Annotated in this window: 23 protein-coding genes; 8 read left to right on the top strand and 15 right to left on the bottom strand. The window is 76.6% G+C overall.

All coding sequences use genetic code 11. The features are described from left to right. Positions 1 to 662: 662 nt before the first annotated feature. Positions 663 to 1,661 (bottom strand): stage II sporulation protein M, encoded by a 999-nt coding sequence (locus ACRYMY_RS05965; RefSeq protein WP_432546350.1) that lies wholly within the window; start codon positions 1,659 to 1,661, stop codon positions 663 to 665. Positions 1,662 to 1,721: 60 nt separating this feature from the next. Here ACRYMY_RS05965 and ACRYMY_RS05970 point away from each other — a divergent pair, with 60 nt between their 5' ends. Next, on the top strand, positions 1,722 to 2,645 hold the full coding sequence (locus tag ACRYMY_RS05970; RefSeq protein ID WP_432546351.1) for an RDD family protein: 924 nt from the start codon (positions 1,722 to 1,724) through the stop codon (positions 2,643 to 2,645). 53 nt (positions 2,646 to 2,698) lie between these two features. On the opposite strand, the gene ahcY is transcribed toward ACRYMY_RS05970, so the two are convergent. The 6 genes from ahcY to ACRYMY_RS06000 all read right to left on the bottom strand — a co-directional run bounded on the left by ahcY (position 2,699) and on the right by ACRYMY_RS06000 (position 8,078). Then, positions 2,699 to 4,171: an adenosylhomocysteinase gene (gene ahcY, locus ACRYMY_RS05975; RefSeq protein ID WP_432546352.1), complete on the bottom strand. Its 1,473-nt coding sequence runs from the start codon at positions 4,169 to 4,171 to the stop codon at positions 2,699 to 2,701. Between the two features lie 126 nt (positions 4,172 to 4,297). Next, a complete protein-coding gene (locus tag ACRYMY_RS05980) occupies positions 4,298 to 5,455 on the bottom strand; it encodes an SIS domain-containing protein (protein ID WP_432546353.1) in 1,158 nt (385 codons plus the stop codon). Next, on the bottom strand, positions 5,452 to 5,700 hold the full coding sequence (locus ACRYMY_RS05985) for a Trm112 family protein (RefSeq protein ID WP_432546354.1): 249 nt from the start codon (positions 5,698 to 5,700) through the stop codon (positions 5,452 to 5,454). Before ACRYMY_RS05985 ends, ACRYMY_RS05980 begins: the two co-directional genes overlap by 4 nt. Then, positions 5,697 to 7,127: a phosphomannomutase/phosphoglucomutase gene (locus ACRYMY_RS05990; RefSeq protein WP_432546415.1), complete on the bottom strand. Its 1,431-nt coding sequence runs from the start codon at positions 7,125 to 7,127 to the stop codon at positions 5,697 to 5,699. Before ACRYMY_RS05990 ends, ACRYMY_RS05985 begins: the two co-directional genes overlap by 4 nt. A 175-nt stretch (positions 7,128 to 7,302) precedes the next feature. Next, positions 7,303 to 7,578 carry a hypothetical protein gene (locus ACRYMY_RS05995; RefSeq protein WP_432546355.1) on the bottom strand — a complete coding sequence of 92 codons (276 nt, stop codon included), beginning with the start codon at positions 7,576 to 7,578 and terminating at the stop codon, positions 7,303 to 7,305. A gap of 110 nt (positions 7,579 to 7,688) precedes the next feature. Next, positions 7,689 to 8,078, bottom strand: a complete 390-nt coding sequence (locus ACRYMY_RS06000) for a DUF3499 domain-containing protein (protein WP_369052037.1) — start codon at positions 8,076 to 8,078, stop codon at positions 7,689 to 7,691. Between the two features lie 131 nt (positions 8,079 to 8,209). Here ACRYMY_RS06000 and ACRYMY_RS06005 point away from each other — a divergent pair, with 131 nt between their 5' ends. Continuing rightward, positions 8,210 to 8,686, top strand: coding sequence for a metallopeptidase family protein (locus tag ACRYMY_RS06005; protein WP_432546356.1), 477 nt, complete (start codon positions 8,210 to 8,212; stop codon positions 8,684 to 8,686). A 31-nt stretch (positions 8,687 to 8,717) separates the two neighbouring features. On the opposite strand, the gene ACRYMY_RS06010 is transcribed toward ACRYMY_RS06005, so the two are convergent. Beyond that, entirely contained in the window at positions 8,718 to 8,984 is a 267-nt protein-coding gene (locus ACRYMY_RS06010) for a WhiB family transcriptional regulator (protein WP_432546416.1), read from the bottom strand. A gap of 358 nt (positions 8,985 to 9,342) precedes the next feature. On the opposite strand from ACRYMY_RS06010, the gene cofD reads away from it, so the two are divergent. Next, complete coding sequence (cofD, locus tag ACRYMY_RS06015) at positions 9,343 to 10,377, top strand: 2-phospho-L-lactate transferase (RefSeq protein WP_432546417.1); 1,035 nt, start codon at positions 9,343 to 9,345, stop codon at positions 10,375 to 10,377. Next, on the top strand, positions 10,374 to 11,447 hold the full coding sequence (cofE, locus tag ACRYMY_RS06020; RefSeq protein ID WP_432546357.1) for a coenzyme F420-0:L-glutamate ligase: 1,074 nt from the start codon (positions 10,374 to 10,376) through the stop codon (positions 11,445 to 11,447). Before cofD ends, cofE begins: the two co-directional genes overlap by 4 nt. Before the next feature lie 105 nt (positions 11,448 to 11,552). On the opposite strand, the gene ACRYMY_RS06025 is transcribed toward cofE, so the two are convergent. Continuing rightward, positions 11,553 to 12,467 (bottom strand): polysaccharide pyruvyl transferase family protein, encoded by a 915-nt coding sequence (locus ACRYMY_RS06025; RefSeq protein WP_432546358.1) that lies wholly within the window; start codon positions 12,465 to 12,467, stop codon positions 11,553 to 11,555. Further along, positions 12,464 to 13,426 carry a DNA-3-methyladenine glycosylase family protein gene (locus ACRYMY_RS06030; protein WP_432546359.1) on the bottom strand — a complete coding sequence of 321 codons (963 nt, stop codon included), beginning with the start codon at positions 13,424 to 13,426 and terminating at the stop codon, positions 12,464 to 12,466. The genes ACRYMY_RS06025 and ACRYMY_RS06030 overlap by 4 nt, the downstream gene beginning before the upstream one ends. Positions 13,427 to 13,610: 184 nt before the next feature. On the opposite strand from ACRYMY_RS06030, the gene ACRYMY_RS06035 reads away from it, so the two are divergent. The 4 genes from ACRYMY_RS06035 (at position 13,611) to ACRYMY_RS06050 (ending at position 18,365) form a co-directional block, all read left to right on the top strand. Beyond that, the gene (locus ACRYMY_RS06035) at positions 13,611 to 14,828 is read left to right on the top strand and encodes an endo-1,4-beta-xylanase (protein ID WP_432546360.1); all 1,218 of its coding nucleotides are present in this window, start codon (positions 13,611 to 13,613) and stop codon (positions 14,826 to 14,828) included. Between the two features lie 57 nt (positions 14,829 to 14,885). After that, entirely contained in the window at positions 14,886 to 15,905 is a 1,020-nt protein-coding gene (locus ACRYMY_RS06040; protein ID WP_432546361.1) for a LacI family DNA-binding transcriptional regulator, read from the top strand. Between the two features lie 169 nt (positions 15,906 to 16,074). Continuing rightward, positions 16,075 to 17,664, top strand: a complete 1,590-nt coding sequence (locus ACRYMY_RS06045; protein WP_432546362.1) for a flavin monoamine oxidase family protein — start codon at positions 16,075 to 16,077, stop codon at positions 17,662 to 17,664. 35 nt (positions 17,665 to 17,699) lie between these two features. Further along, the gene (locus ACRYMY_RS06050; RefSeq protein WP_432546363.1) at positions 17,700 to 18,365 is read left to right on the top strand and encodes a Rid family hydrolase; all 666 of its coding nucleotides are present in this window, start codon (positions 17,700 to 17,702) and stop codon (positions 18,363 to 18,365) included. Positions 18,366 to 18,427: 62 nt separating this feature from the next. Here ACRYMY_RS06050 and ACRYMY_RS06055 read toward each other — a convergent pair whose 3' ends face one another. The 5 genes from ACRYMY_RS06055 to ACRYMY_RS06075 form a co-directional block, all read right to left on the bottom strand. Beyond that, positions 18,428 to 19,468 carry an ABC transporter ATP-binding protein gene (locus ACRYMY_RS06055; RefSeq protein ID WP_432546364.1) on the bottom strand — a complete coding sequence of 347 codons (1,041 nt, stop codon included), beginning with the start codon at positions 19,466 to 19,468 and terminating at the stop codon, positions 18,428 to 18,430. Next, the gene (locus tag ACRYMY_RS06060; protein WP_432546365.1) at positions 19,465 to 20,547 is read right to left on the bottom strand and encodes an ABC transporter ATP-binding protein; all 1,083 of its coding nucleotides are present in this window, start codon (positions 20,545 to 20,547) and stop codon (positions 19,465 to 19,467) included. The genes ACRYMY_RS06055 and ACRYMY_RS06060 overlap by 4 nt, the downstream gene beginning before the upstream one ends. Continuing rightward, positions 20,544 to 21,425: an ABC transporter permease gene (locus ACRYMY_RS06065; protein WP_432546418.1), complete on the bottom strand. Its 882-nt coding sequence runs from the start codon at positions 21,423 to 21,425 to the stop codon at positions 20,544 to 20,546. Before ACRYMY_RS06065 ends, ACRYMY_RS06060 begins: the two co-directional genes overlap by 4 nt. An 80-nt stretch (positions 21,426 to 21,505) precedes the next feature. Continuing rightward, a complete protein-coding gene (locus ACRYMY_RS06070) occupies positions 21,506 to 22,447 on the bottom strand; it encodes an ABC transporter permease (RefSeq protein ID WP_432546366.1) in 942 nt (313 codons plus the stop codon). Continuing rightward, positions 22,444 to 23,988, bottom strand: a complete 1,545-nt coding sequence (locus ACRYMY_RS06075) for an ABC transporter substrate-binding protein (RefSeq protein ID WP_432546367.1) — start codon at positions 23,986 to 23,988, stop codon at positions 22,444 to 22,446. The genes ACRYMY_RS06070 and ACRYMY_RS06075 overlap by 4 nt, the downstream gene beginning before the upstream one ends. Positions 23,989 to 24,081: the final 93 nt, after the last annotated feature.

Consider the following 24,081-nt stretch of genomic DNA (forward strand, 5'->3'; position numbering starts at 1 on the left):
CCACCCCCCCCCCCCCCCGCCCCCCCCCCCCCCCCCCCCCCCCCCCCCCCCCCCCCCCCCCCCCCCCCCCCCCCCCCCCCCCCCCCCCCCCCCCCCCCCCCCCCCCCCCCCCCCCCCCCCCCCCCCCCGGCCCCCCCCCCCCCCCCCCCCCCCCCCCCCCCCCCCCCCCCCCCCCCCCCCCCCCCCCCCCCCCCCCCCCCCCCCCCCCCCCCCCCCCCACGACGTCGGCCAGGGGCACGTCGAGGGCGCCGGAGCGGTAGCGGCCGTCGGCGTCCTTGCGCACGGACGGCAGCACGACCAGCTCGACGCCCTCGGGGCGCGCGAAGCGCTGCGCCTCCGGGGAGCCGGTGAGGACGAGGACGTCGGGGCGGCCGGGGGCCGAGCGGACGGCGGCCGCGAGGGCGAGGTTGCGGCGCAGGTGACCGAGCCCGCAGGTGTCGTGCCCGTAGAGGGCGACCCGGGGCCGGCGGCCCGGCGGGCGTCCCAGCGGGTCCTCCAGCGGGCGCGGGCCCTGGTGAGCCGTCTGGTGCACGGTCGCCTCCGGTGTCTCCTCGGTGCGGACCGCATGCCCGGTGCCGCGTCGTGGCGGCGACGCTATGGACGGCGGGTGAGGCCTCCGTGAGGTGATCGTGAGACGGCTCTCACGCGGGGCGGCCCCGCTCTCAGCCCCGCACGGGGGCGACGTCCCCGGCCGCGCGGGCCTCGACGTCACCGGTCTCCCCCGCGCGCGCCGCGGGCCGGCCCAGCAGCACCACGTAGGCGAGGAAGGCGAGCAGGGCGAGCGCGCCGATGCCGACCCGCGCCCACGTGGGCAGCGACGACGGCGTCACGAACCCCTCGATGAGCCCCGAGACGAAGAGGACGACGACGAGGCCGAGGGCGGTGCCGACCATCGCCCGCCCCTCGCGGGCCAGGGACTGCGCGCGGCTGCGCGGCCCGGGCGCGACCCACGCCCAGAACAGCTTCATGCCCGCGCCGGCGGCGACGAACACGGCGGTCAGCTCCAGCAGGCCGTGCGGCAGGATCAGCCCGAAGAACACCTCGCCGCGGCCGTTGTCGATGAGCAGCCCGGCCTGCAGCCCCACGTTGAGGGCGTTCTGGGCGAGGGCGAAGACGACGAAGACCCCGGTGATGCCCAGGGCCACGCAGGTCGCCGCGACCCAGGCGTTGTTCGTCCAGACCCGCCCGGCGAACGAGGCGCTGGCGTACTCGGTGTAGTAGTTCGCGAAGTCCTGCTCGACGAGGCGGCGCACGTCGGCGTCGGAGCCGAACACGCTGGCCTGGGCGGCGGGGTTCCCGGCGATCCACACGCCGGCGAGCGTCGCGAGGGCGAGGGTGAAGGCGGCCGCGGCCAGGGACCAGCCGCCGGCGCGCCAGACGGCGGCGGGGAACCCGCGCACCGCGAAGCGGGTCACCGCCGACCACGTGGAGGGCCGGCCGCCGGTGAGGCGGGCGCGCGCCCGGGCCAGCAGCGTGGACAGCTCGTCGAGCAGCACCGGCTCGGACTGCGCCGAGCGCAGCGAGGACAGGTGGGTGGCGGTGCGCTGGTAGAGGACGACGAGCTCGTCGACCTCGGCGCCGGTCAGGTGCCGGGTCCGCACGAGCCGGCGCAGCCGCTGCCACTCGTCCTCGTGCACCGCCCGGTACGCGTCGACGTCCACGCCGCCACCCTACGGAGGCGCTCCGACGGGGGCACCGGGCGCGGTGGCTACCGTGACCGGGTGGCCGACCCGTGGCGCAGCGCCGACAGCGACGAGAGCGGCGCCCCGGCGCGCCCGGCCGGGGACCGGGCGGCGCCCCTGCTGCCCGGCGCGGCGGCGGCCGCGGCCGGCGGCCGGCTGGGCGACCTGGCCGGCGGGTCGGGCGACCTGGTCACGGGCGAGGCGGTGGTCCTGGACCTGCGGGCGGCCTCGTTCGCCTCGCGGATGCTGGGGGCGGTGGTGGACGCCGTCGCGGTGGGTCTGCTGCTGCTGCTCGTGCTGTTCGGCTCGCAGGCGCTGGCCGGCGACCTCGACGAGGCGGCGACGGCGGCGGTCGTGCTGAGCGAGGTCGTGCTGTGCCTGGTGGGCGTGCCGGTGCTGGTGGAGACCGTCACGCGGGGCCGCTCGCTGGGCAAGCTGGTCGCGGGCCTGCGGGTGGTGCGCGACGACGGCGGGCCGGTGCGCTTCCGGCACGCGCTGGCGCGGGCGCTGCTGGGGTTCTTCGAGCTGTGGGCGACGCTGGGCAGCCCGGCGATCCTGTGCGCGCTGGTCACCGCGCGCGGCAAGCGCTTCGGGGACCTGCTGGCGGGCACGTTCGTGGTGCGCGAGCGGACGGCGGCCCGGCACGTGCCGCTGCCGCCGATGCCGCAGGAGCTGGCGGGGTGGGCGAGGCAGGCGGACATCGGCCGGCTGCCCGCGCCGACGGCCGTGGCGGCGCGCCAGTTCCTGGCGCGGGCGGAGCGCCTGCACCCGGACTCGCGGCGCCGGCTGGGCGCGGACCTGGCGGGCGCGCTGGCCGCGCACGTGGCGCCGCCCCCGCCGGCGGGGGCGCCGGCGGAGGCGTTCGTCACGGCCGTGCTGGTGGAGCGGCGGGACCGCGAGCTGGCGCGGATGCGCGCCCAGCGCGGGCGGCTGGAGGAGCTGTCCCGCACGCTGTCCCGCTGAGGTCCCGCTGAGCGGGTCCCGCGCCCGCCGGTGGGCGGGCGCGGGCACGCGCGTCAGTACCGGTAGGCGTCCGTCTTGAACGGGCCGGCGACGTCGACGCCCAGGTAGGCGGCCTGCGTCTTGGTCAGCTCGGTCAGGCGCACCCCGAGGGCGTCCAGGTGCAGGCGGGCGACCTTCTCGTCCAGCAGCTTCGGCAGCACGTGCACGCCCACCGGGTAGGACTCGCGCTTGGTGAACAGCTCGATCTGCGCGAGGACCTGGTTGGTGAAGGAGTTCGACATGACGAAGCTGGGGTGCCCGGTGGCGTTGCCCAGGTTCAGCAGCCGGCCCTCGGACAGGACGATGACGCTGTGCGCGGGGCGGTCGCCGTCGGCGGGGATCCGCCACTCGTGCACCTGCGGCTTGATCTCGACCTTCTCCACGCCGGGCACGCGGCCCAGGCCGGCCATGTCGATCTCGTTGTCGAAGTGGCCGATGTTGCCGACGATCGCCTGGTGCTTCATGCGGACGATGTCCGAGGCCATGACCACGTCGCGGTTGCCGGTGGCGGTGATGAAGATGTCCGCCGTCTCGACCACGTCGTCCAGGCGCACGACCTGGTAGCCGTCCATCGCCGCCTGCAGGGCGTTGATGGGGTCGACCTCGGTGACGACGACGCGGGCGCCCTGCCCGCGCAGCGACTCCGCGCTGCCCTTGCCGACGTCGCCGTAGCCGCACACGACCGCGACCTTGCCGCCGATGAGGGTGTCGGTGGCGCGGTTGATGCCGTCGATCAGCGAGTGGCGGGTGCCGTACTTGTTGTCGAACTTCGACTTGGTCACCGAGTCGTTGACGTTGATCGCCGGGAAGGGCAGCACGCCGTTGCGGTGGTACTCGGCCAGGCGCAGCACGCCCGTGGTGGTCTCCTCGGTGACGCCGCCGATGCCCTCGGCGACGCGCGTCCAGCGCTGCGGGTCCTCCGCGAGGCTGCGGCGCAGCAGGCCCAGGACGACCCGGTACTCCTCGGAGTCCTCCTCGGTGGGCTCGGGCACGGCGCCGGCGGCCTCGAAGCGCTTGCCCTCCAGGACGAGCATCGTGGCGTCGCCGCCGTCGTCGAGGATCATGTTGGGGCCGACGCGGTGCCCCTCGGCGTCGGTGCCCCAGTCGAAGATGCGGTCGGCCAGCGCCCAGTACTCCTGCAGCGTCTCGCCCTTCCAGGCGAAGACGGGCACGCCGGCGGGCGCCTCGGGGGTGCCGTCGCCGACGACGACCGCGGCGGCGGCCTGGTCCTGGGTGGAGAAGATGTTGCAGCTGGCCCAGCGGACCTGCGCGCCCAGCGCGACCAGGGTCTCGATGAGCACGGCGGTCTGCACGGTCATGTGCAGGGACCCGGCGATGCGGGCGCCGGACAGCGGCTTGCTCTCGCCGAACTCGGCGCGCAGGGCCATCAGCCCCGGCATCTCGTGCTCGGCCAGGCGCAGCTCGTGGCGGCCGGCGGCGGCCAGCGACAGGTCGCGGACCTGGAACTCGAACGGCTCGTGCGACACGGGTGTCCTCTCTCGCGGTCTGGGGTCTCCCGGCGCGGCCCCTCTGGGCCTCGCGGCATCACCGGACGCCGGAGCCCTCCCAGGGTACGCGGGGCCGCTGCGCGGCACCCCCGCGCGGGAGTCCCCTCAGCCCGTGCGGTCGCGCAGCTCCGCCAGGTGCGGGGACTGGCCGGGGTCGGTGCCGGAGGCCAGCGCCAGGTAGGTGGCGGCGTAGTCGGTGCGGGCGACGACCTGCGCCAGGCGCGCCAGGTCCGGGCCGGGCTCGGCGACGACCTCGCTGACCCGCACCCCCGCCTCGCCGGCGGTGGTGGCGACGGCCTCCACGAGGGCGAGGTCGGCGTCGGGCACGACGGCGGGTGCGTCGCGCAGCAGGAGCAGCTGCTCGCGCGGGCCGGCGGGCCCGTCGAGGAACGGGTCGGCGAACACGTCGTCGGGCCCGGCGGAGAACGGCCCGCCGAAGGTGGACACGACGTCGCCGGCGTCGTCGGGCAGGGCGCCGCTGACCGCGGGCACGCGGGCGGTGCGGGCCAGCACGGAGGCGCTGCGGCGGGCCGCGGCGGCCATGAGGTCGCCGTCGGCCAGGACGACGGGCACCGTCCCGGCCAGCTCCAGGGCCAGGGCCTTGGCGGGGTTGACGAACGGCTCCGACCACGGCCGGCAGGTCTCGGCCTCGGTGTCCAGGCGGTCGGCGACCTGCCCGAGCAGCCCGGCGGGGGCCTGCACGAGGTCCAGGGCGTCGGCGGCCAGCAGGACGGGCGTCAGCAGCGACCACAGCGCGAAGCGGGAGGAGCGCACGGCGGAGCCGTCGGCGCGCACCCCGCGCGCGGGCGGGACGTGCAGGTTGCCGCCGCGGGCGCCGACCTCGGCCAGCGGGGAGCCCTCGGCGCCGACGGTCACCACGCGCGCGCCGCGGCGGGCGGCCTCCACGGCCAGGCCCACCGGCCCGGGCGCGCGCCCGGACACCGACACGGCCACCACGAGGTCCAGGGGGCCGACCCAGCTGGGCAGCGGGCCGCCGCGGCGCACCACGACGGGCACGGGGCAGCCGCGCCCGGCCAGCGACAGCAGCACGTCGGCGACCGAGGAGGCCCCGCCGAGGGCGGCGACGACGACCGAGCGGGGCCGGCCCTCCTCGGCGAGCCGGTCCACGCCGGCGGCGGTGGTCAGGTCCACGGCCTCGCGCACCTGCGCGCCGGCGCCGGCCAGGGCGCGCAGCACCCCGGACGGGTCGGCGGCGGTCAGGGCGTCGCCGTCGGCCAGCAGCGTCTCGTCGATCCCGGTCACGCGTCCTCCCCCCCGCCCGCGAGGTGCGCGGGCAGGCCGCGGGCCTCGTCGGCCAGCAGCACCGGGATGCCGTCCACGACGGGGTAGCGCACCCCGGACGGCGTCACGAGGACGCTCTCGCCGTCCACCTCGACGGGTCCGCTCAGCGGCTCGCCGGTGACGGGGCAGCGCAGCAGCGCCAGGGTGCGCTCGTCGACGCGCAGCGGCGCGCCGGACGACGCCGCGCCGGGCTGGGACGCGCTCACGCCTCCTGCCCGCGCACGATCGCCAGGACCTCGTCGCGCACCCGCACCATGGTCGCCTCGTCGGCGCCCTCGGCGTTCAGCCGCAGCAGCGGCTCGGTGTTGCTGGCGCGCAGGTTGAACCACCACATCGGCTCGCTGCGCGAGGTGATCGTCAGCCCGTCGAGGCGGTCCACGTCCACGTCGCCGGTGGCGGTGAAGCGCTGCTCGACGAGGTCGGTGACGGCCGCGGCGTCCTCCACGGTGGAGTTCACCTCGCCGCTGGAGACGTAGCGCTCGTACTCGCGGGCCAGCTCCGACAGCGGCCGGTCGCTCTCGGCGAGCGCGGCCAGCACGTGCATCGCGGCCAGCATCCCGGTGTCGGCGGACCAGAAGTCGCGGAAGTAGTAGTGCGCGGAGTGCTCGCCGCCGAAGACGGCGTCCTCCTCGGCCATGCGCTGCTTGATGAAGGAGTGCCCGACGCGGGTGCGCACGGGCGTCCCGCCGTCCTCGGCGACGATCTCCGGCACGGCGCGGGAGGTGATGAGGTTGTGGATCACGACGGCGCCGCGGCCCGCGGCGCGCTCCTTGGCGATCTCGCGGCGGGCCACCATCGCGGTCACCGCGCTCGGGGAGACGGGGTCGCCGTTCTCGTCGACGACGAAGCAGCGGTCGGCGTCGCCGTCGAAGGCCAGCCCGAGGTCGGCGCCCGCGCGCGGGACGGCGGCCTGCAGGTCGCGCAGGTTCTCCGGGTCCAGCGGGTTGGCCTCGTGGTTGGGGAAGGTGCCGTCGAGCTCGAAGTACAGCTCCTCCACCGCCAGCGGCAGGGCGGGCAGCCCGGCGGCGTCGCCCAGGACGGCGGGCACGGTGTGACCGGCCATGCCGTTGCCGGCGTCGACGACCACGCGCAGCGGCCGCGCGCCGGACAGGTCGACCAGCGAGCGCAGGTGGGCGGCGTAGTCGGCCAGGACGTCGCGGGTGCTCACCGCGCCGGGCTCGGCGCCGGTGCCGGGGACCTCGCCGGCGTCCAGCCAGCGCTGCGCGAGCTCGCGCACGGCGGCCAGGCCGGTGTCCTGCCCGACGGGGCGCGCGCCCGCCCGGCACAGCTTGATCCCGTTGTACTGGGCGGGGTTGTGCGAGGCGGTGAACATGGCGCCGGGCACGCCCAGGGCGCCGCTGGCGTAGTAGAGGCCGTCGGTGGAGCACAGCCCGATGAGCACGACGTCCACGCCGCGCGAGGCCAGGCCGTCCGCGAAGGCCCGCGACAGCTCCGGGGAGGAGGGGCGCATGTCGTGGCCGACGACGGCGCTGGGGCGCGCGCCGGCCGCCGCCTCGGGCAGCACGACGACCTCGGCGAACGCGGCGCCGAGGGCGCGCACGACCCCGGCGTCCAGCTGGTCGGGCACGAGCCCGCGCACGTCGTAGGCCTTGACGACGGACGCCAGGTCCAGCGGCGAGCGGGGCTGCGGGGGCTGCGGGGGCTGCGAGGACTCGGTGGTCGCGGCGGGGGCCGCGGCGGGGTCGGTCACGCCGCGACCCTACAAGCGCCGGGTCCGCCCGGGGCGGGCTCGCGCGGGGCGCGGGCGCGGGTCCACCCGTCCGGGCGGTACGTCACCGCCCGGGGCGTCACCTCTTGCGGGTGCGGTCCAGGACGGCGTCGACGGTCAGCGGCCCGGCGGCCGAGCGCCAGCTGCGCTCCTCGCACACGTGGCAGGAGACGAACTGCACGGGGGTGCCGTCGGTCAGCGACATGGCGACCTGGGTGACGCGCTCGCTGCCGCAGGCGCCGCACGCGGCGCTCTCGCGGTGCTGGACCTGGGTCAGCGACCCCAGCGGCGGGGCGGGCTGGGCGGCGCGGGCGCGGCGCGGCTTGCGGGCGGGGCTGGAGCTGACGACGGGCACGGGCTGACCTCCGGGCGGTCGGGACGCGGGGCGACGCCCCTGCATCGGCACGCCGCCGTCGCGCCTTGAGCGCCCGGCCGGGCGAACGGCGCGGACGGTCCCGGACGCCCTCAGGAGCTGCGGGGGCCCTCGCGCAGCACGCGCAGGTGGGCGCGCCCCGCCGGTCCGCGCTCGGGCGGCGCCTCGCGCGGCAGGGCCGGGCGGTCGCGCACGGCGTCGGCGACCGCGAGCAGGTCGTCGTGACCGCGGGCGGCCTCGACGACGTCGGGGGCCAGGCGCACGACCTCCCACCCGCGGGGGGCGGTCAGCCGCTCGGCGTGCTCGCCGCACAGGTCGTAGCAGTGCGGCTCGGCGTAGGTGGCCAGCGGCCCGAGCACGGCGGTGGAGTCGGAGTACACGTAGGTGAGGGTCGCCACGGCGGGACGCCCGCACGCCGTGCGCGAGCACCTCCGCTCGGGAGCCTGCCGCCCGGGGCGGGTGCTCGGTCGCGAGGTGCTCACCCGGCGCACGGTACCCGCCCGGCGCGGGCGGTGCGGGGCGGCGCGCCCGGCGGGTCGGGGCCCCGGGCCGGCACGGGCGGGCGCCGGGCGGGGCGGCGACCGCCGCGGGGACCGGGCGCTACCGTTCCCCGGTGCCCGCCCCCCGACCCGTCCCCCGCCCCGGGGCCCCCCGGGACGGCGACGGCCGCGCGCGCGTGCGCCGGCCCCGCCGCCGCGACCGCCACGGCCGGGGCCTGCGCGGGCCGCTGATCCCGGCGGCGCTGCCGGCCGCGCGCAGCCGCGCGGAGCGCTTCGACGACCTGGTGCTGGACGCGGTGGAGCTGCTGGAGCGGCGCTGGGCCGACGAGCTGTCGGGCGTCGAGTTCGCCGTGGAGGACGTGCCGCCCTCCGACCCGGCGCCGTGGGAGGACGACGTCGTCCCGCTCGGGCGGCTGTTCCCGGCGGACGGGCGCTCCCCGGCGCGGGTGGTGGTCTACCGGCGGCCGGTGGAGACGCGCGCGGAGGAGGACGAGCTGGACGACCTCGTCACCGACGTGGTCGTGGAGCAGGTGGCGCACCTGCTGGACATGGCGCCGGAGGACGTCGACCCCCGCTACGAGGGGGGCTGACCGGCCGCCGCGGGCGGCGCGGGCCGGCGCGTCAGCCGGTGGCGCGCTTGAGGCGGCGGCGCTCGCGCTCGGACAGCCCGCCCCAGATCCCGAAGCGCTCGTCGTTGGACAGCGCGTACTCCAGGCACTCCTGGCGGACCTCGCAGCCGGAGCAGACGCGCTTGGCCTCGCGGGTGGAGCCGCCCTTCTCGGGGAAGAACGCCTCGGGGTCGGTCTGCGCGCACAGGGCCAGCTCCTGCCAGCCCGGGTCCTCCGGGGTCAGCGGCCGGCCCAGGCCGCCCGCGTACCCGCCGGACAGGTCGCCGGCGAGGGGGTCGGCCACGGGTCGGCCGTCGACGGCGACGAGGGTCAGCTCGGGGCGTCCACGGTCCACGGCGGGCGGGTTCAGGTCGGTCCTGGTCTCCACGGTGTCCCTCCGGGCCTGTTTGATCACTCCTGGTGACGTGGCGGTCACGAAGCGACCCCACTGGTGGAATTACACGCGTGTCGTCCGCAGGAGTCAAGCCCGGCGTGGTATCCGCCGCGGCCCCCTGCTCCGGGCCTGCCCCCGACCTCCCCCGGCACCCCGCGCGGCGGCCGTCGGGGAGGATGGCGCGGTGACGTCAGCACCCCGGCACGACGCCCCGACCGATCCCCCGACCGATCCCGCCGGTGGGCTGCGCGTGACCGCGCTGGCCGGCGGCGTGGGCGGTGCCCGCTTCCTGCGCGGCCTGCTGGCCGCCCTGCGCGCCTCGCCCGACCCCGCCCGCCGCGACGCCGTCGTCACCGTCGTCAGCAACACCGCCGACGACGTCACCCTGCACGGTCTGCGCGTGTGCCCGGACCTGGACTCGGTCATGTACACCCTCGGCGGCGGCATCGACGAGCAGCGCGGCTGGGGGCGCTCGGAGGAGACCTCCGGCGTCGCGGACGAGCTGGCCGCCTACGGGCAGGAGCCCACCTGGTTCACGCTGGGCGACAAGGACATCGCCACCCACCTCGTGCGCACGCGGATGCTCGCGCAGGGGCGCACGCTGTCCGAGGCGACGGCCGAGCTGTGCCGGCGCTGGCGGCCCGGGGTGCGGCTGCTGCCGATGACCGACGACGTCGTGGAGACCCACGTCGACCTGGCCCCCGTCCCGGAGGCCGAGCGCGCCGCGCACGACGGGGAGGCGGGCGGCCGGCGCGTGCACTTCCAGGAGTGGTGGGTGCGCCTGCACGCCGCCGTCCCGGCGCTCGCGCTGGAGCCGGTCGGCGCGGCGGACGCGCGGCCCGCGCCCGGCGTGCTGGAGGCCGTCGCCGGCGCCGACGTCGTCGTCCTGCCGCCCAGCAACCCCGTCGTGTCCATCGGGACGGTCCTGGCGGTGCCGGGCGTGCGCGAGGCCCTGCGCACGAGCGCCGCCCCGGTCGTCGGGGTCTCCCCCGTCATCGGCGGCGCCCCCGTGCGCGGCATGGCCGACGCGTGCCTGGCCGCGATCGGCGTGCCCACCACCGCCGGCGCCGTCGCCGGCCTGTACGCGGACTTCCTCGACGGCTGGCTGGTCGCCGAGGACGACGCCGAGCAGGCGCGCGCCACCACCGCCGCGAGCGCCCCCGGCCTCGTCGTCCGCGGGCGCCCGCTGTTGATGAGCGGCCCGCGGGCGACCGCCGAGCTGGCCGGCGCCGCCCTCGACCTGGCCGCCGAGCTGGCCGGGCGGGAGCGCGCCGCGTGAGCGCGCCGGCCGTGCGGCGGACCGCGTCCGTGCAGGTCGTGGGCCTGACGGGGCTGGGCGAGGTGACGCAGGGGCAGGACCTGGCGCGCCTGGTCGTCGACGCCCTGCACGCCCAGCGCGCCTCGCTGGCCGACGGCGACGTCATCGCCGTCTCCAGCAAGGTCGTCTCCAAGGCGGCCGGGCTCAGCGCCCCCGCGGAGGACCGCGAGCGGGTCGTGGCCGCCCAGACGCGCCGGGTCGTCGCCGAGCGGCGCACCCCGGCCGGGGTGGCCCGCGTCGTGGAGGCCGCCGCGGGGCCGGTGATGGCGGCGGCCGGGGTGGACGCCTCGAACGTCGCCGACGGCACGGTGCTGCTGCTGCCCGACGACTGCGACGCGGTGGCCGCGCGCCTGCGCGCGGACCTGCACGAGCTGACCGGCGCCGTCGTGGGCGTCGTCGTCACCGACACCGCGGGCCGGCCCTGGCGCGAGGGGCAGACCGACTTCGCGCTCGGCGCGGCGGGCCTGGTGGTCCTGGACGACCTGCGCGGCGCGCCGGACAGCGCCGGGCGCACGCTGACGGTCACCGCGCGCGCCCTCGCGGACGAGGTGGCCGCGGCCGCCGACCTGGTCAAGGGCAAGACCGACGGGGTGCCGGCGGCCCTGCTGCGCGGGCTGTCGCACCTGGTCACCGCGGGCGACGGCGCGGGCGCGCGCGAGCTGGTGCGCGGCGCGGCGGGCGACTGGTTCCGGCTGGGGCACGTGGAGGCCGTGCGCGCGGCGATCGGCGCGGCGGACGTGGAGCCGGCGCCCGTGGTGCCCGGCCCGCTGCCCGAGCGGCTGGCGCGGTGCGCGCAGGTCGCGACGGCGGGCGGGCCCGGCAGCGCCGGCGGGGCGGAGGCCGTCGCGGCCGACGTGCTCGGAGCGAGGTTCGGGATGTCGCCGGGGCTGCGGCTGCGCTCGGCGGACCCCTTCGCACTGGGGGCGCTGACCCAGCGCGTCCTGGCGGCGCTGTGGGCGGAGGGCCTGACCGGCAGCGTCGAGCGCGTCGCGGCCGACGAGGTCGTCGTGCGCGTCCCCGACCCCGCCTGACCTCCCGCACCTCCGGCCCGCCCCGCTCCACCCTTCCGTGATCTTGCTGGGAAACCCTGCAAGATCACGGAGGGGGTGGAACGGGGGTGAGGAGAGGGGGTGGGGTCAGGGGGTGCGCAGCGCGGCGGCCAGGGCGTCGAGCTGACCGGTGCCCGTGGCGGCGCGGGCGTCGCGCGCGGCCAGGGCGGCGGCGCGGCCGTCGCCCGAGCGGCACCACGCGAACTGCTCGTCCAGCGCCAGCGCGCCGTCGGCGGCCAGCACCTCCTCGCAGCCCAGCAGCCCCGGCCACGCCCACGCGCCGGCCTGGGCGCTGACCTTGCCGCCGCCGGCGACGGGGTCGACGGCCAGCGCGGGCACCCCGGCCGCCAGGGCCAGGACGAGGCCGTGCAGGCGGGTGGTGACGACCACGTCCAGCCGCCCGATGACGGAGGCGACCTGCTCGGCGGTGGAGGGGTGGCGCCAGTCGCGCGGGTCCAGGCGGGTGTCCAGCTCCAGCGCGGCCACGTCCAGCCCGCCGAGCCAGTCGCCCAGGACCCGCGAGACCTCGTCGTGGCGGCGGCGCGCGCCGTACTCGCCCTGCCCGTGGGTGAGGAACACCCCGACGACGGGGACCGCCGCCGGCACCGGCCGGGCGGCCAGGTCGCGCTCGGCCGGGCCCCCGGGGGCGTCACGGGGCACGACGGCGTGGAAGCCGGTGACCGCGGGGTCGGCGGGGTCGAGGACGGAGACGCCGACGGCGACGCGCCGGGCGGCGGCGAAGCGCTCGTGGACCTCGCGCACGGGCTCGCCCGCCAGCGGCCCGCACACCCACACCACGTGCGTGTAGGCGCCCGGGTCCGCCTCGTCGAGCAGGACCCCGCCGCGCGGGCCGTACGCCAGGTGCATGGCCGGGCTCCACGCCACGTCGTGGGCGACGCCGTCGGCGCGCAGCCGCGCGGCGACGGCCTCGGTGGCCAGCACGTCGCCGGCGGTGGCCTCCCCGTGCAGGACGCTGGACCAGCCGAGCACGAGGACCCTCACCCGCGCACCCCGCGGTGGGCGCGCACGGCGCGGTTGGGGGTGTGGGTGGGCAGCGCGGCGCGGTGCCCGTGGCGGGGGCGGCGGTGCCCGGCAAGGGCGAGCAGGCGCTGCACGCGGAAGCGGTGCCCGCGGTAGCGCTCGATGACCTCCGCGCACCCGGCGTCGTCGAGGACCTCCCCGACGAGGGCGTGCGAGACGTCCTTCGCGACGTGCAGGTCGCCGAAGGAGAACGCGTCGGCGTGCCCGTGGGCGCGCTGGCGCACCTCGGCGGACGTCCACACGCCCACGCCGGGCAGGGAGCGCAGCGCCCGGTCGGCGTCCTCCGGGGCGAGGTCGACGGTGCGCTCGAGGGCGGCGGCGCGCGGCGCGGCGAGCAGGGTGACGCGCCGCCGGCGCAGCTCGACGCCGGCCTGCAGCCACTCCCAGGACGGCACGCGCAGCCAGTCGCGCGGCGCGGGCGGCAGCAGCAGCCCGGCGGCGCCGGCGGGCCCGGGGGCGGGCTCGCCGAAGCGCTGCACGAGGCGGCGCCAGGCGGCGAAGGCCTCCACGCAGGTGACGACCTGCTCCAGCGCGGAGGCGCTGAGGGCCTCGAAGACCGAGCGGGTGCGCGGCACGCGCCAGCCGCCGTGGACGCGGTGGGCCTCGACGAGGGCGGGGTGCTCCGGGAGGGGGCGGAAGTCGTCCGCGGTGGTGTCGGCGGCGCCCAGCAGGTCGGGCACCCCGGCCAGCGCCCACTCGGCGCCGGGCCCCCAGGCGGTGGCCTCCACGAGCGCCTCGGCGGGCACGAGCGCCAGCCGCAGCGTCACCGGCCCGAGCGGGGTGCGGGTGGCCCGCCACACGGCGCCGTCGACGTCGCGGCGGTACGTGGGGTCGCCGGCGCCGCGGCGCAGCGTCGCGAGCTGCACCTGCAGCGGCACCGGCCGGCCAGGCCGCCACGCCGACGTCCGGGGCGGGAGCACGCGGCACAGCGTACGAGCCGCCCGAGCGCGGGAGCACGAGCCCGCGGACACGATCGGCACCCGGACGGCGCACCCTCCTCACGCGCTGGTGAACCCTTGACGCCGCCTGTGAGCCTGCCTAGGGTCCGGACCACCTTCCGGAACAGTTCCGGAAGCGAACCAGGCGATGGAGCCGAGGAGAGACATGCGCCCCTCCCGCAGTCCCCGCACGACCCACCCCACCCCCGCCCGCCCCCGCAGCCGCCGGCTGCTCGCGCTGGCCGCCGCGGCCGTCGCGGCGCCCGCGGTGCTCGTCGCGACCGCCGCGCCGTCCACGGCCGTGGCCGACCGCGCGGCCGACCGCGCCCACGAGCGCGTGGCGAAGCTGAAGGACCACCAGAACCCGCAGGACACGCTGCGCGCGGCGGCCCCGAAGGGGTTCTACCTCGGCTCGGCGGTGGCCGGCGGCGGCCACCACGAGGAGCAGCCGTACGCCGACCCGTTCGCCTACGACGTGGAGTACCGCGACCGCCTGGCGCGCGAGTTCTCCTCGCTGTCGGCGGAGAACCAGATGAAGTGGGAGTACATCCACCCGCAGCAGGGCTTCTACAACTTCTACCCGGCCGACGCCATCGTGCGCTTCGCCCAGGAGCACGGCCAGGTCGTGCGCGGGCACACCCTGCTGTGGCACAGCCAGAACCCGGAGTGGCTGGAGGAGGGCGACTTCACCGACGAGGAGCTGCGCGAGATCCTGCGCGACCACATCTCGACGGTCGTCAGCCGCTACGCCGGGCGCATCCAGCAGTGGGACGTCGCCAACGAGATCTTCACCGAGGCCGGCGAGTACCGCGAGGAGAACATCTGGATCGACCGCCTCGGGCCGGAGATCGTCGCGGACGCGTTCCGCTGGGCGCACGAGGCCGACCCGAAGGCGAAGCTGTACTTCAACGACTACGGCGTGGAGTCGTTCAACGCCAAGAGCGACGCCTACTACGAGCTCATCCAGGAGCTGCTGGCCGACGGCGTGCCCGTCCACGGCTTCGCCCCGCAGAGCCACCTCAGCACGCAGTACGGCTTCCCGAACGACCTGCGCGCGAACCTGCAGCGCTTCGTCGACCTCGGCCTGGAGACCGCCATCACCGAGATCGACGTGCGCATGGAGGTCGGCGAGGACGGCCCCACGGCCGCGCAGCTGGCCCAGCAGGCCGACTACTACCAGCGGGCCCTGCAGGCCTGCCTGGACGTGCGCGAGTGCAAGTCCTTCACCATCTGGGGCTTCACCGACAAGTACTCGTGGGTGCCGGTGTTCTTCCCCTCCGAGGGCTCGGCGACCGTCATGACGGAGACCTACGAGCGCAAGCCGGCGTACAACGCGCTGCAGGACACCCTGCGCGCGGCCACCCGCGCCGGCTGGGGCCGCTGAGCCCCTCCCCGCGCGGGTCCGTCCCGCACGGCCCGGCACCCGGCTAGCGTGGGCGCCGTGAGCACACCCGGCCGACCCGTGACGATCACCGAGATCGCGCGCGAGGCCGGCGTGTCCGTCCCCACCGTCTCCCGCGTCGTCAACGGCCGCGGTGACGTCGCCGCGGCGACGCGGGAGCGCGTGGAGGCCCTGCTGCGGGCGCGCGGCTACCGGCCGCAGCGCGCCGCGGCCGCGCGCGCCCGCACCGGCCTCCTCGACCTCGTCTTCGACGACCTCGACTCCCCCTGGGCGGTCGAGATCCTGCGCGGGGTCGAGGAGGTCGCGCGGGCCGCGGGCGCCGGGGTCGTCGTCTCCGCCGTCCACGGCAGCGCCACCGCCGCGCGCCAGTGGCTGCACGACCTGGGCTCTCGCGGCAGCGACGGCGTGCTGCTCGTCACCTCGCACGTGCAGCGCGACCTCGAGCCGTGGCTGCAGGAGCGCTCCGTGCCGCTGGTCGTCGTGGACCCGGCGGGCGTGCCCCCGGCCGGCGTGCCGTCGGTGGGGGCCACGAACTGGGCCGGCGGCCTGGCCGCGACCACCCACCTGGTGGGGCTCGGGCACCGCCGGACCGCGCTGGTCGGCGGCCCGCCGGACCTGCTGTGCAGCAGGGCGCGCCTGGACGGGCACCGGGCGGCGCTGGAGTCCGCGGGCCTGGCGATGGACCCGGCGCTGGTGCGCCAGGGCGACTTCCACCAGGAGTCCGGCTACCGGGAGGCCCGGGCGCTGCTGGAGCTGGACGACCCGCCGACCGCCATCTTTGCGGCCAGCGACCAGATGGCGCTGGGCGTGTACGAGGCGGTGCGCCGGCGCGGGTTGCGCGTGCCGGAGGACGTCTCGGTCGTCGGGTTCGACGACCTGCAGCTGGCCGAGTGGGCCTCCCCGCCGCTGACGACGGTGCGCCAGCCGCTCGCGGAGATGGGCGCGGCGGCCGCCCGCACGGTCCTGTCGCTGGCCGACGGGCAGGAGGTCAGCGGCACCCGCGTGGAACTGGCGACGTCGCTGGTGGTCCGTCACTCGACCGCACCGCCGCGGCGCTGACCGCTGTGCCGCGCGTCGCACGCGGCACAGCGGCCCCACACGTCACGCAGACGTGACACCCGGTTGATCTTCAGGAAACACACGGACGACAGGGTCAGGCACGCACCGTCACCCACGGTGCCCCACCCCCCACGACCGCGCGCTGCCGCGCGCGACGACGAGGAGATCCGTGTCCGTTTCCCGCAGGTCGTTCCTCCGCGGTGTCGGCGCCACCGGTGGCGCCGGGGCCATGTTCGGCGCGATGGGCGCGCTGGGCCTGGCCCCCGCCGCCGTGGCCGCCCCCACCGCCGCGTTCACCCCGCCCAAGCCGTCCGACTTCACCCTCACCGGCCGCTCGACCCGCACCGTCCTCGTCCTCGGCGCCGGCATCGCCGGCCTGACGACGGCCTACGAGCTCGGCAAGGCCGGGTACCGCGTCACGCTGCTGGAGGGGCGCCGCCGCCCCGGCGGGCGCAACTGGACGGTGCGCGGGGGCGACACCGAGACCGACCTGAACGGCGAGACGCAGCGCGTGCGGTTCGCCGAGGGCCAGTACATGAACGCCGGTCCCGCGCGGATCCCCCAGCACCACGTGACGATGGACTACTGCCGCGAGCTCGGCGTCCCGCTGGAACCCTTCGTCAACCAGAACGCCAACGCCCTGGTCCACTACACCGGCGACACCGCCCTGTCGAACCGCTCGATCACCCACCGCGCCGCCAAGGCCGACACCTTCGGGTACGTGTCCGAACTGCTGGCCAAGGCCACGAACGCCGGCGCGCTGGACGCGGAGCTGACCGCGGAGGACCAGGAGGCGCTCCTGGTGTTCCTGCGGAACTTCGGCGACCTGTCCGAGGGCGACCGCTACACCGGCGGCACGGGCCGGCGCGGCTACGACGTCGCCCCCGGCGCGGGCCTGCAGTCCGGCACCGTCTCCCCCGCCCCGGGCATCGAGGACGTGGTGCGCAGCGGCATCGGCCGGAACTTCTCCTTCGAGCTCGGCTGGTCGCAGGCGATGATGATGTTCCAGCCGGTCGGCGGCATGGACCGCATCCCCTACGCGCTGGAGAAGGCCGTCGGGCCCTCGAAGGTCCGCTACGGCTGCGAGGTCACCGGCGTGCGCACCACCCCCACCGGTGGCGAGGTCGACTACACCGACGCCGCCGGGATCCCGCGCACCGCCACCGCCGACTTCGTCGTCAACACCCTGCCCCCGCACCTCGCCGCGCGCGTCCCGCACAACCTGGGCCCCGGCGTGCAGGCGGCGCTGGAGACCCCCGTGCCCGCGGCCACCGGCAAGATCGGCCTGGAGTACTCGCGCCGCTGGTGGGAGGAGGACGCCCGCATCTACGGCGGCATCACGAACACCGACCTGGACCTGGCCGGCATCTGGTACCCGTCCTCCGGCTACCACGGCGAGCGCGGCGTCGTCGTCGGCTACTACAACTACGGCGACGCGGCCCGCTCGTACGCCGCGCTGCCGCACGCGCAGCGCCGCCAGCGGGCCGTCGTGAACGGCGCGAAGATCCACGGCGACGTGTACGGGAAGGACATCGCGTCCTCGTTCTCCGTCTCCTGGGGCGCCACGAGGTTCTCCGAGGCCGGCTGGGTCGGCTGGGCCGACCAGGAGGGCCAGGCGTACCGCACGCTGCTGGCCCCGCAGGGCAACGTCTACTTCGCCGGCGACCACCTCTCGCACGCCATCGCCTGGATGCACGGGGCGATGACGTCCGCCCGCGCCACCGTCACCGCGCTGCACCAGCGCGTCATGAGCAGCTGACCCAGGACCCCGAGAACCCCGAGAGGACCGCCCCCGTGAAGAAGCCCTCCCGTCCCCTGGCCGTCGCCGCCGGCACCGCCCTGCTGCTCGGCGCGGGCGCCGGCGCCGGCGTCGCCGCCGAGCGCTGGAGCACCCCCGCCCCCGGCACCGTCGCGGTGAACCTGCCCGTCGGCGCGACGAACCCGAACATCGCCCGCGGTGTCGGGATCGGCGCCGACGTGGCGCTCTACAAGTCCTCCGGCACCGGGCCGTCGGCGGCGAACCCCGACGCCGAGCCCGGCACCCCCGAGGCGTACGTCGACCTGGACGCCTTCGGCGGCGAACTGCCCGAGGGCGTCACGCTCACCGAGGCGCAGGGCCTGAACGCCCTGGCCGCCATCCAGCAGAACCTGGAGTCGGTGGGCCTGGACGTCGACGACGTCATCACCATGCGCGTCTTCCTCGACAACGAGCCCGGCGCGGAGGTCGCGGACTTCGCCGGCTGGAACCGCGCGTACCGGCAGTGGTTCGCCAACGTGGACCTGGAGACCCGCGAGGCCGTCGACGTCGTCCTCGGCACCGGCGAGCCCGCCCCGCCGCTGCGCGAGAACGCGGCCGTGCCCTCCCGCTCCGCGCTGGAGGTCGCGACCCTGCCCGTGCCCGGCTGGCTCGTGGAGATCGAGGTCGACGCCGTCTACCCCGAGCAGCACCAGGCGCACTGATCCCACCGGCCGACGTCCGGCCGCACCGCGGGGGTCCTCCCCCGCGGTGCGGCCGCGGCCGGTCAGCGCACGGCGTCGGCGCGGTCCCCGACCCCCACCACGCCGTGCAGGTGGCAGGCCGCGGCCTGCCCGCCGCGGACCTCCTGCAGGGCCGGGTCGACGTCCGGGCACGGCTCGAACGCGTGCGGGCAGCGGGTGCGGAACCGGCAGCCGGACGGCACCTTCGAGGCCGAGGGGACGTCCCCGGCCAGGACGATCCGCTCGCGGCGGCGCTCGCGCACCGGGTCGGGGACCGGCACGGCCGACAGCAGCGCCCGCGTGTACGGGTGCTGCGGGTCGCCGGAGACCTGCTCGGCCGTGCCGACCTCCACGACGCGCCCCAGGTACATGACGGCGATGCGGTCGCTGACGTGCCGCACGGCGGACAGGTCGTGCGAGACGAACAGGTACGTCAGGCCGAGCTGGCGCTGCAGCCGGCGCAGCAGGTTGAGGACCTGCGCCTGCACGCTGACGTCGAGGCTGGCGATGGCCTCGTCGCACACGACGAAGTCCGGTTCACCGGCCAGCGCGCGGGCGATGCCGACGCGCTGGCGCTGCCCGCCGGAGAACTCGTGCGGGTAGCGCGAGGCCACCGACGGGTCCATCCCCACCAGTTCCAGCAGCTCGGCCACGCGCGCGGCGCGCGCCTGGCGGCCGGGGTGCAGGCCGTGGACCTCCAGGGGCTCGGCGACGGTCTGCCCGACGGTGGTGCGCGGGTCCAGGGAGGCGTACGGGTCCTGGAACACCATGACCGCCCGGCGCCGCAGCGCCCGCAGGTCCCGCTTCCCCAGCGCCGTCACGTCGGTGCCGTCGAACTCGACGGTCCCCCCGGTCGGCTCGACCAGCCGCAGCAGCGCGTTGCCGAGCGTGGACTTGCCGCACCCGGACTCCCCGACCAGGCCGAGGGTCTCCCCGCGCCGGACCTCCAGGTCGACGCCGTCGACGGCGCGCACGGCGCCGACCCGCTTCCGGCGCAGGCCCCCCGCCCGGACGGGGAAGTGCACCTGCAGGTCGCGGGCGCGGACCAGGACGTCCCCTCGCAGCGTCTCGCTCGTCCCGGTCACGCAGCCCCCTCCCCTGCCGCGGGTCGCCCCGCGGGGTCCTCGGCGCCGCCGCCCGCGAACGCGTCGCGGACGTCGGCGCGGCAGAACGTCGCCGCCCGGTGCGGCACCGCGCCCGGCGGACCGGAGGCCACCTGCAGCAGCGGCGGCTGCTCGGTGGCGCAGCGCTCGTCGCCGCGCACGGGGCAGCGCGGGTGGAACACGCACCCGGGCGGCAGGTCGGTCGGCGGCGGTGGCGTGCCGGGGATCGCGACGAGGTCCTCCCCGGGCGTGCTGCCGTCCAGCGCGGGCAGGGCCCCCAGCAGACCCTGCGTGTACGGGTGGGCGGGCCGGGCGAACACGTCGTCGACGCCGCCGTCCTCCACGCACCGCCCGCCGTACATGACGAGCACGCGGTCGGCGGTGCCGGCCACCACCCCGAGGTCGTGGGTGATCCACACGACACCGGTGCCGTGCTCGTCCTGCAGCCGCCGCACCAGGTCGAGGATCTGCGCCTGCACGGTGACGTCGAGCGCGGTGGTGGCCTCGTCCGCGATGAGCAGCCGCGGGTCGCCGGACAGCGCGATGGCGATGACGACGCGCTGGCGCATCCCGCCGGACAGCTCGTGCGGGTAGCGGTCCAGCGCGCCGCGCGGGTCGGGCAGGCCGACGTCGGCCAGCAGCTCCGCGGCCCGCTCGCGCGCCGCCCTCTTCGAGCCCGCCTTCCGGTGGGCGAGCAGCCCCTCGGTGAGCTGTCGCCCGACGGTCAGGACGGGGTTCAGCGACGTCATCGGGTCCTGGAAGACCATCCCGACGCCGTTCCCGCGCACCCCGCGCAGCTGCGCCTCGCTCATCGCCAGCAGGTCGCGGCCCTCGAACGCGGCCGTCCCGGTGACGGTCGCGGTCCGCGGCAGCAGCCCCAGCAGCGCCATGACGGACACGCTCTTGCCGCTGCCGGACTCGCCCACGACCGCGACGGTCTCGCCCGCGCGGACCGCGTAGTCCAGGCCGTTGACGACGTGCGCGGTGCCGCGCGGGGTGTCGATGCGCACCCGCAGGTCCCGCACGTCCAGCACGACGTCCGCCAGCGCGTCCCCGCTCACGAGCCGGCCTCCCGCCGCCGGCGGCCCGGCCGGGCCCGCGCGGCCTCCAGGGCGCTGCGCTGCTGCGGGTCCAGCACGTCGCGCAGGCCGTCACCGACGAGGTTGAACGCCAGCACCAGCAGCACGATCGCCAGGCCCGGGAACACCGCGATCCACCACGCCAGCTCGATGTAGCCGCGGCCCTCGGCGAGCATCCGGCCCCACGACGGGTCCGGCGGCTGGGTGCCCAGCCCCACGAACGACAGGGCGGCCTCGGCCAGCACCGCGAACGCCAGGCTCACGGTGGTCTGCACGATGATCGGCGGGGCGGCGTTGGGCAGCACGTGCCGGGCCAGCAGCCGCAGGTCGCTCACCCCCACCGAGCGCGAGGCGCGCACGTACACCTGCTCGCGCACCCCCAGCACCGCCGAGCGCGTCACCCGCGCGAACACCGGCGTGTACGTGACGCCGATGGCGATCATCGCGTTGGTGATGCCCGGTCCCAGCACGGCGATGACGGCGATGGCCAGCAGGAACGCCGGGAAGGCGAACAGCACGTCCATGCAGCGCATGAGCACCGTGTCGACCCAGCGGCCGTAGAACCCGGCCAGCAGGCCCACCACCGTCCCGCACACCAGCGAGAACCCGACGGCCACGGCGCCCACCTGCAGGGACACCTTCGCGCCCAGCACGACCCGCGAGAGCACGTCGCGACCCAGGTCGTCGGTGCCGAACCAGTGCCCCGGCCCGGGCGGCTGCAGCCGCTGCTCCACGTCCACCTCGTTGAACCCGGTGGGCGCGATCTGCTCGTCGAAGACCGCCACGACGACGACACCGACCAGCACCACGAGCGCGAACAGCGACTGCGGCGAGGTCAGCAGCAGCTTGAGCGCCACCAGCGCGCCGCTGCGCGCCGGGCGCACCGCCACCGGCGCCGCCGCACCCGTCGCGCGGTCCGCCGCGGGACCCGTCGGGGCGCTCACGCGGAGATCCTCGGGTCGAGCTTCGTGTACAGCAGGTCGACCACCAGGTTCACGACGAGGAAGACGAGGGCGAACAGCAGCACGGCGCCCTGCAGCACCGGGTAGTCGCGCGCCTGGACCGACTGCAGCGCCAGCTGCCCCAGCCCCGGCCAGGCGAAGACGATCTCCACGACGACCACCCCCGACAGCAGGTAGGCCATCTGCACGCCCGTGACGGTGACCAGCGGCAGCAGCGCGTTGCGCAGCACGTGCCAGCGGAACACCGCCCGCGCCGGCAGGCCCTTGGCACGCGCGGTGCGCACGTGCTCGGCGCCCAGCGCCTCCAGCACCGACGAGCGCGTGAACCGCGTCAGCACGCTGCCCGAGACCAGCCCCGTGGTGACCGCCGGCAGCACCAGCGAGCGCGCCCAGCCCAGCGGGTCGTCGGAGAACGGCACGTACCCGGCGGGCGGGAACCAGCCCAGCGCACCGGCGAAGACGAGGATCAGCATGATGCCCATCCAGAACTCCGGCACCGAGATGCCGATCTGGCTGAACACCGTGGACACCCCGTCCACCAGCGAGCGCGGCCGCAGCGCCGAGGCCGTGCCCAGCGGCACCGCGATGAGCAGCGCCACGAGGATCGAGGCGAACGCCAGCGACAGCGTCGCCGGCAGCCGCTCCAGGATGAGCAGCGTCACCGGCTCCCCCGAGCGGAAGCTGACCCCCAGGTCACCCGTCACCGCCGAGGAGATCCACTGCGCGTACTGCACGAGCAGCGGCTGGTCCAGGCCCGCGCGCTCGCGCAGCGCCTCGTAGGTCGCCTGGTCGAAGCGCGTGCCCAGCGCCAGCCGGACCGGGTCGCCCGGCACGAGGTGCACGAGGGCGAACACCACCACGCTCACCCCGAGCAGGACGACCACGGCCTGCAGCACGCGCCGCAGCGCGATGCCGGTCACGAGGGCAGCTGGACGGTCTCGAAGTTCACCGCCTTGTCGGCGCGCGCCTCGTACCCGGTGATGCCGGGCTTCCACGCCTGCACCGTGTTCGGGTTGTACAGGTAGACGTAGGAGGCGTCGTCGACGATCTGCCGCGCGGCCTGGTCGTACAGGTCCTTGCGGGCGTCCTGGTCGCTCTCGGTGGCGGCGCGCTCCAGCAGGTCGTCGGTGACCGGGTTGGAGTAGCCGTGGTAGTTGTTCGAGGCGCCGGTGCGGTGCTGGGAGTCGTAGAAGTCGAACGGGTCGATGTTGCCGAGCCAGCCGAGCATGAACGCGTCGAAGTCGCCCTGGCTCTGCCGGTCCAGCCAGGTCGCGAAGTCCTCCGTCTGGATCTCCACGGTGATGCCCAGCGGCTCCAGCTGGTCGGCGATGACCTGCGCCGCCGTGACCGTCTCGGGGTACTCCGAGGTCACCATGAGGCCCATCGTCACCGGCCCGCTCACCCCGGCGCCCTCCAGCAGGGCGCGGGCGGCGTCGACGTCCGCCTCGTAGGGGGCGTAGTCCAGGTACCAGAAGCTGTCCTCGGGGATGGCCGTCTGGTTGGGCGCGGCCGCGTCGAACTTCGCCGCCTGCGTGATGGCGGCCCGGTCGATCGCGGTGGCCACCGCGCGGCGCACGGCCGGGTCGTCGAACGGCGCGGTGCGGCAGTTCATCGCCAGGTACCAGTAGTCGACGCTGGGCACGTTGCCCAGCTCGACGGTGTCGTCGTCGGCCAGGCTCGCCACCTGCTGCGGCGGCACGTTGTCCGTCCACTGCACCTGGTCGCTCTGCAGCGCGGTGAGGGCCGCGGCCGGCTCGGTGATGAACTGGTACGTCACCCCGGTGACGGTCGGCGCCTCGCCCCAGTAGCCGTCGAAGGCGCTCAGCGTCACCTCGCTGGCGGAGAAGGCGTCGAGGCGGAACGGGCCGGTGCCGTCGGCCTGCGTCGTCAGGGTCGACTCGTCCACGCCGGAGGGCAGGACCGCCATGCCCTTGAACCCGCCGACCTGGCTGAGCAGGTTCGGGGTGGGGCTGGACAGGGTGACGACGACGGTGCGCGGGTCGGGCGCGGCCACGTCGGCGACGGTGGCGAAGCGGTAGGAGTTCGCCAGCTCCTGGTCGATGATCCGGCGGTAGGAGAAGACGACGTCCTCGGCGGTCAGCTCCTTGCCGCTGTGGAACGTCACGCCCTCGCGCAGCGTGAACGTCCACGTCAGCTGGTCCTCGCTGGTCTCCCAGCTCTCCGCCAGCGACGGCTCCATCGTCAGGTCGTCGGCGGCCGGCACCACCAGGGTGTCGTAGACGTTCTCCAGCACCTGGAAGCTGGCGTAGGCCGTCGTGCGGTGCGGGTCCAGCTGGTCGGGCTGGGCGCTGATGGCGACGACGAGCGCGCCGGCGCCCCCGCCGGTGCCGCCGCCCTGCCCGTCCCCGGTGTCCACGGACTCACCGCCGCCGGAGCAGGCGGCGACGAGGGGGACGCTCGAGGCGGCGGCCAGGCCGGTGAGGACGGTGCGGCGGCGCATGGTGGGCTCCAGACGGCTCGGGTGCGGGCTGCGTGATCGAGGACCGTCGGCACACCCTGCCGAGATGTGCGCCGAGGTTCCAACCAGGACCGG

Origin of the sequence: Kineococcus haloalkalitolerans, assembly GCF_050871905.1 — a bacterium.
In the GTDB taxonomy this organism is placed as follows: Bacteria; Actinomycetota; Actinomycetes; order Actinomycetales; family Kineococcaceae; genus Kineococcus.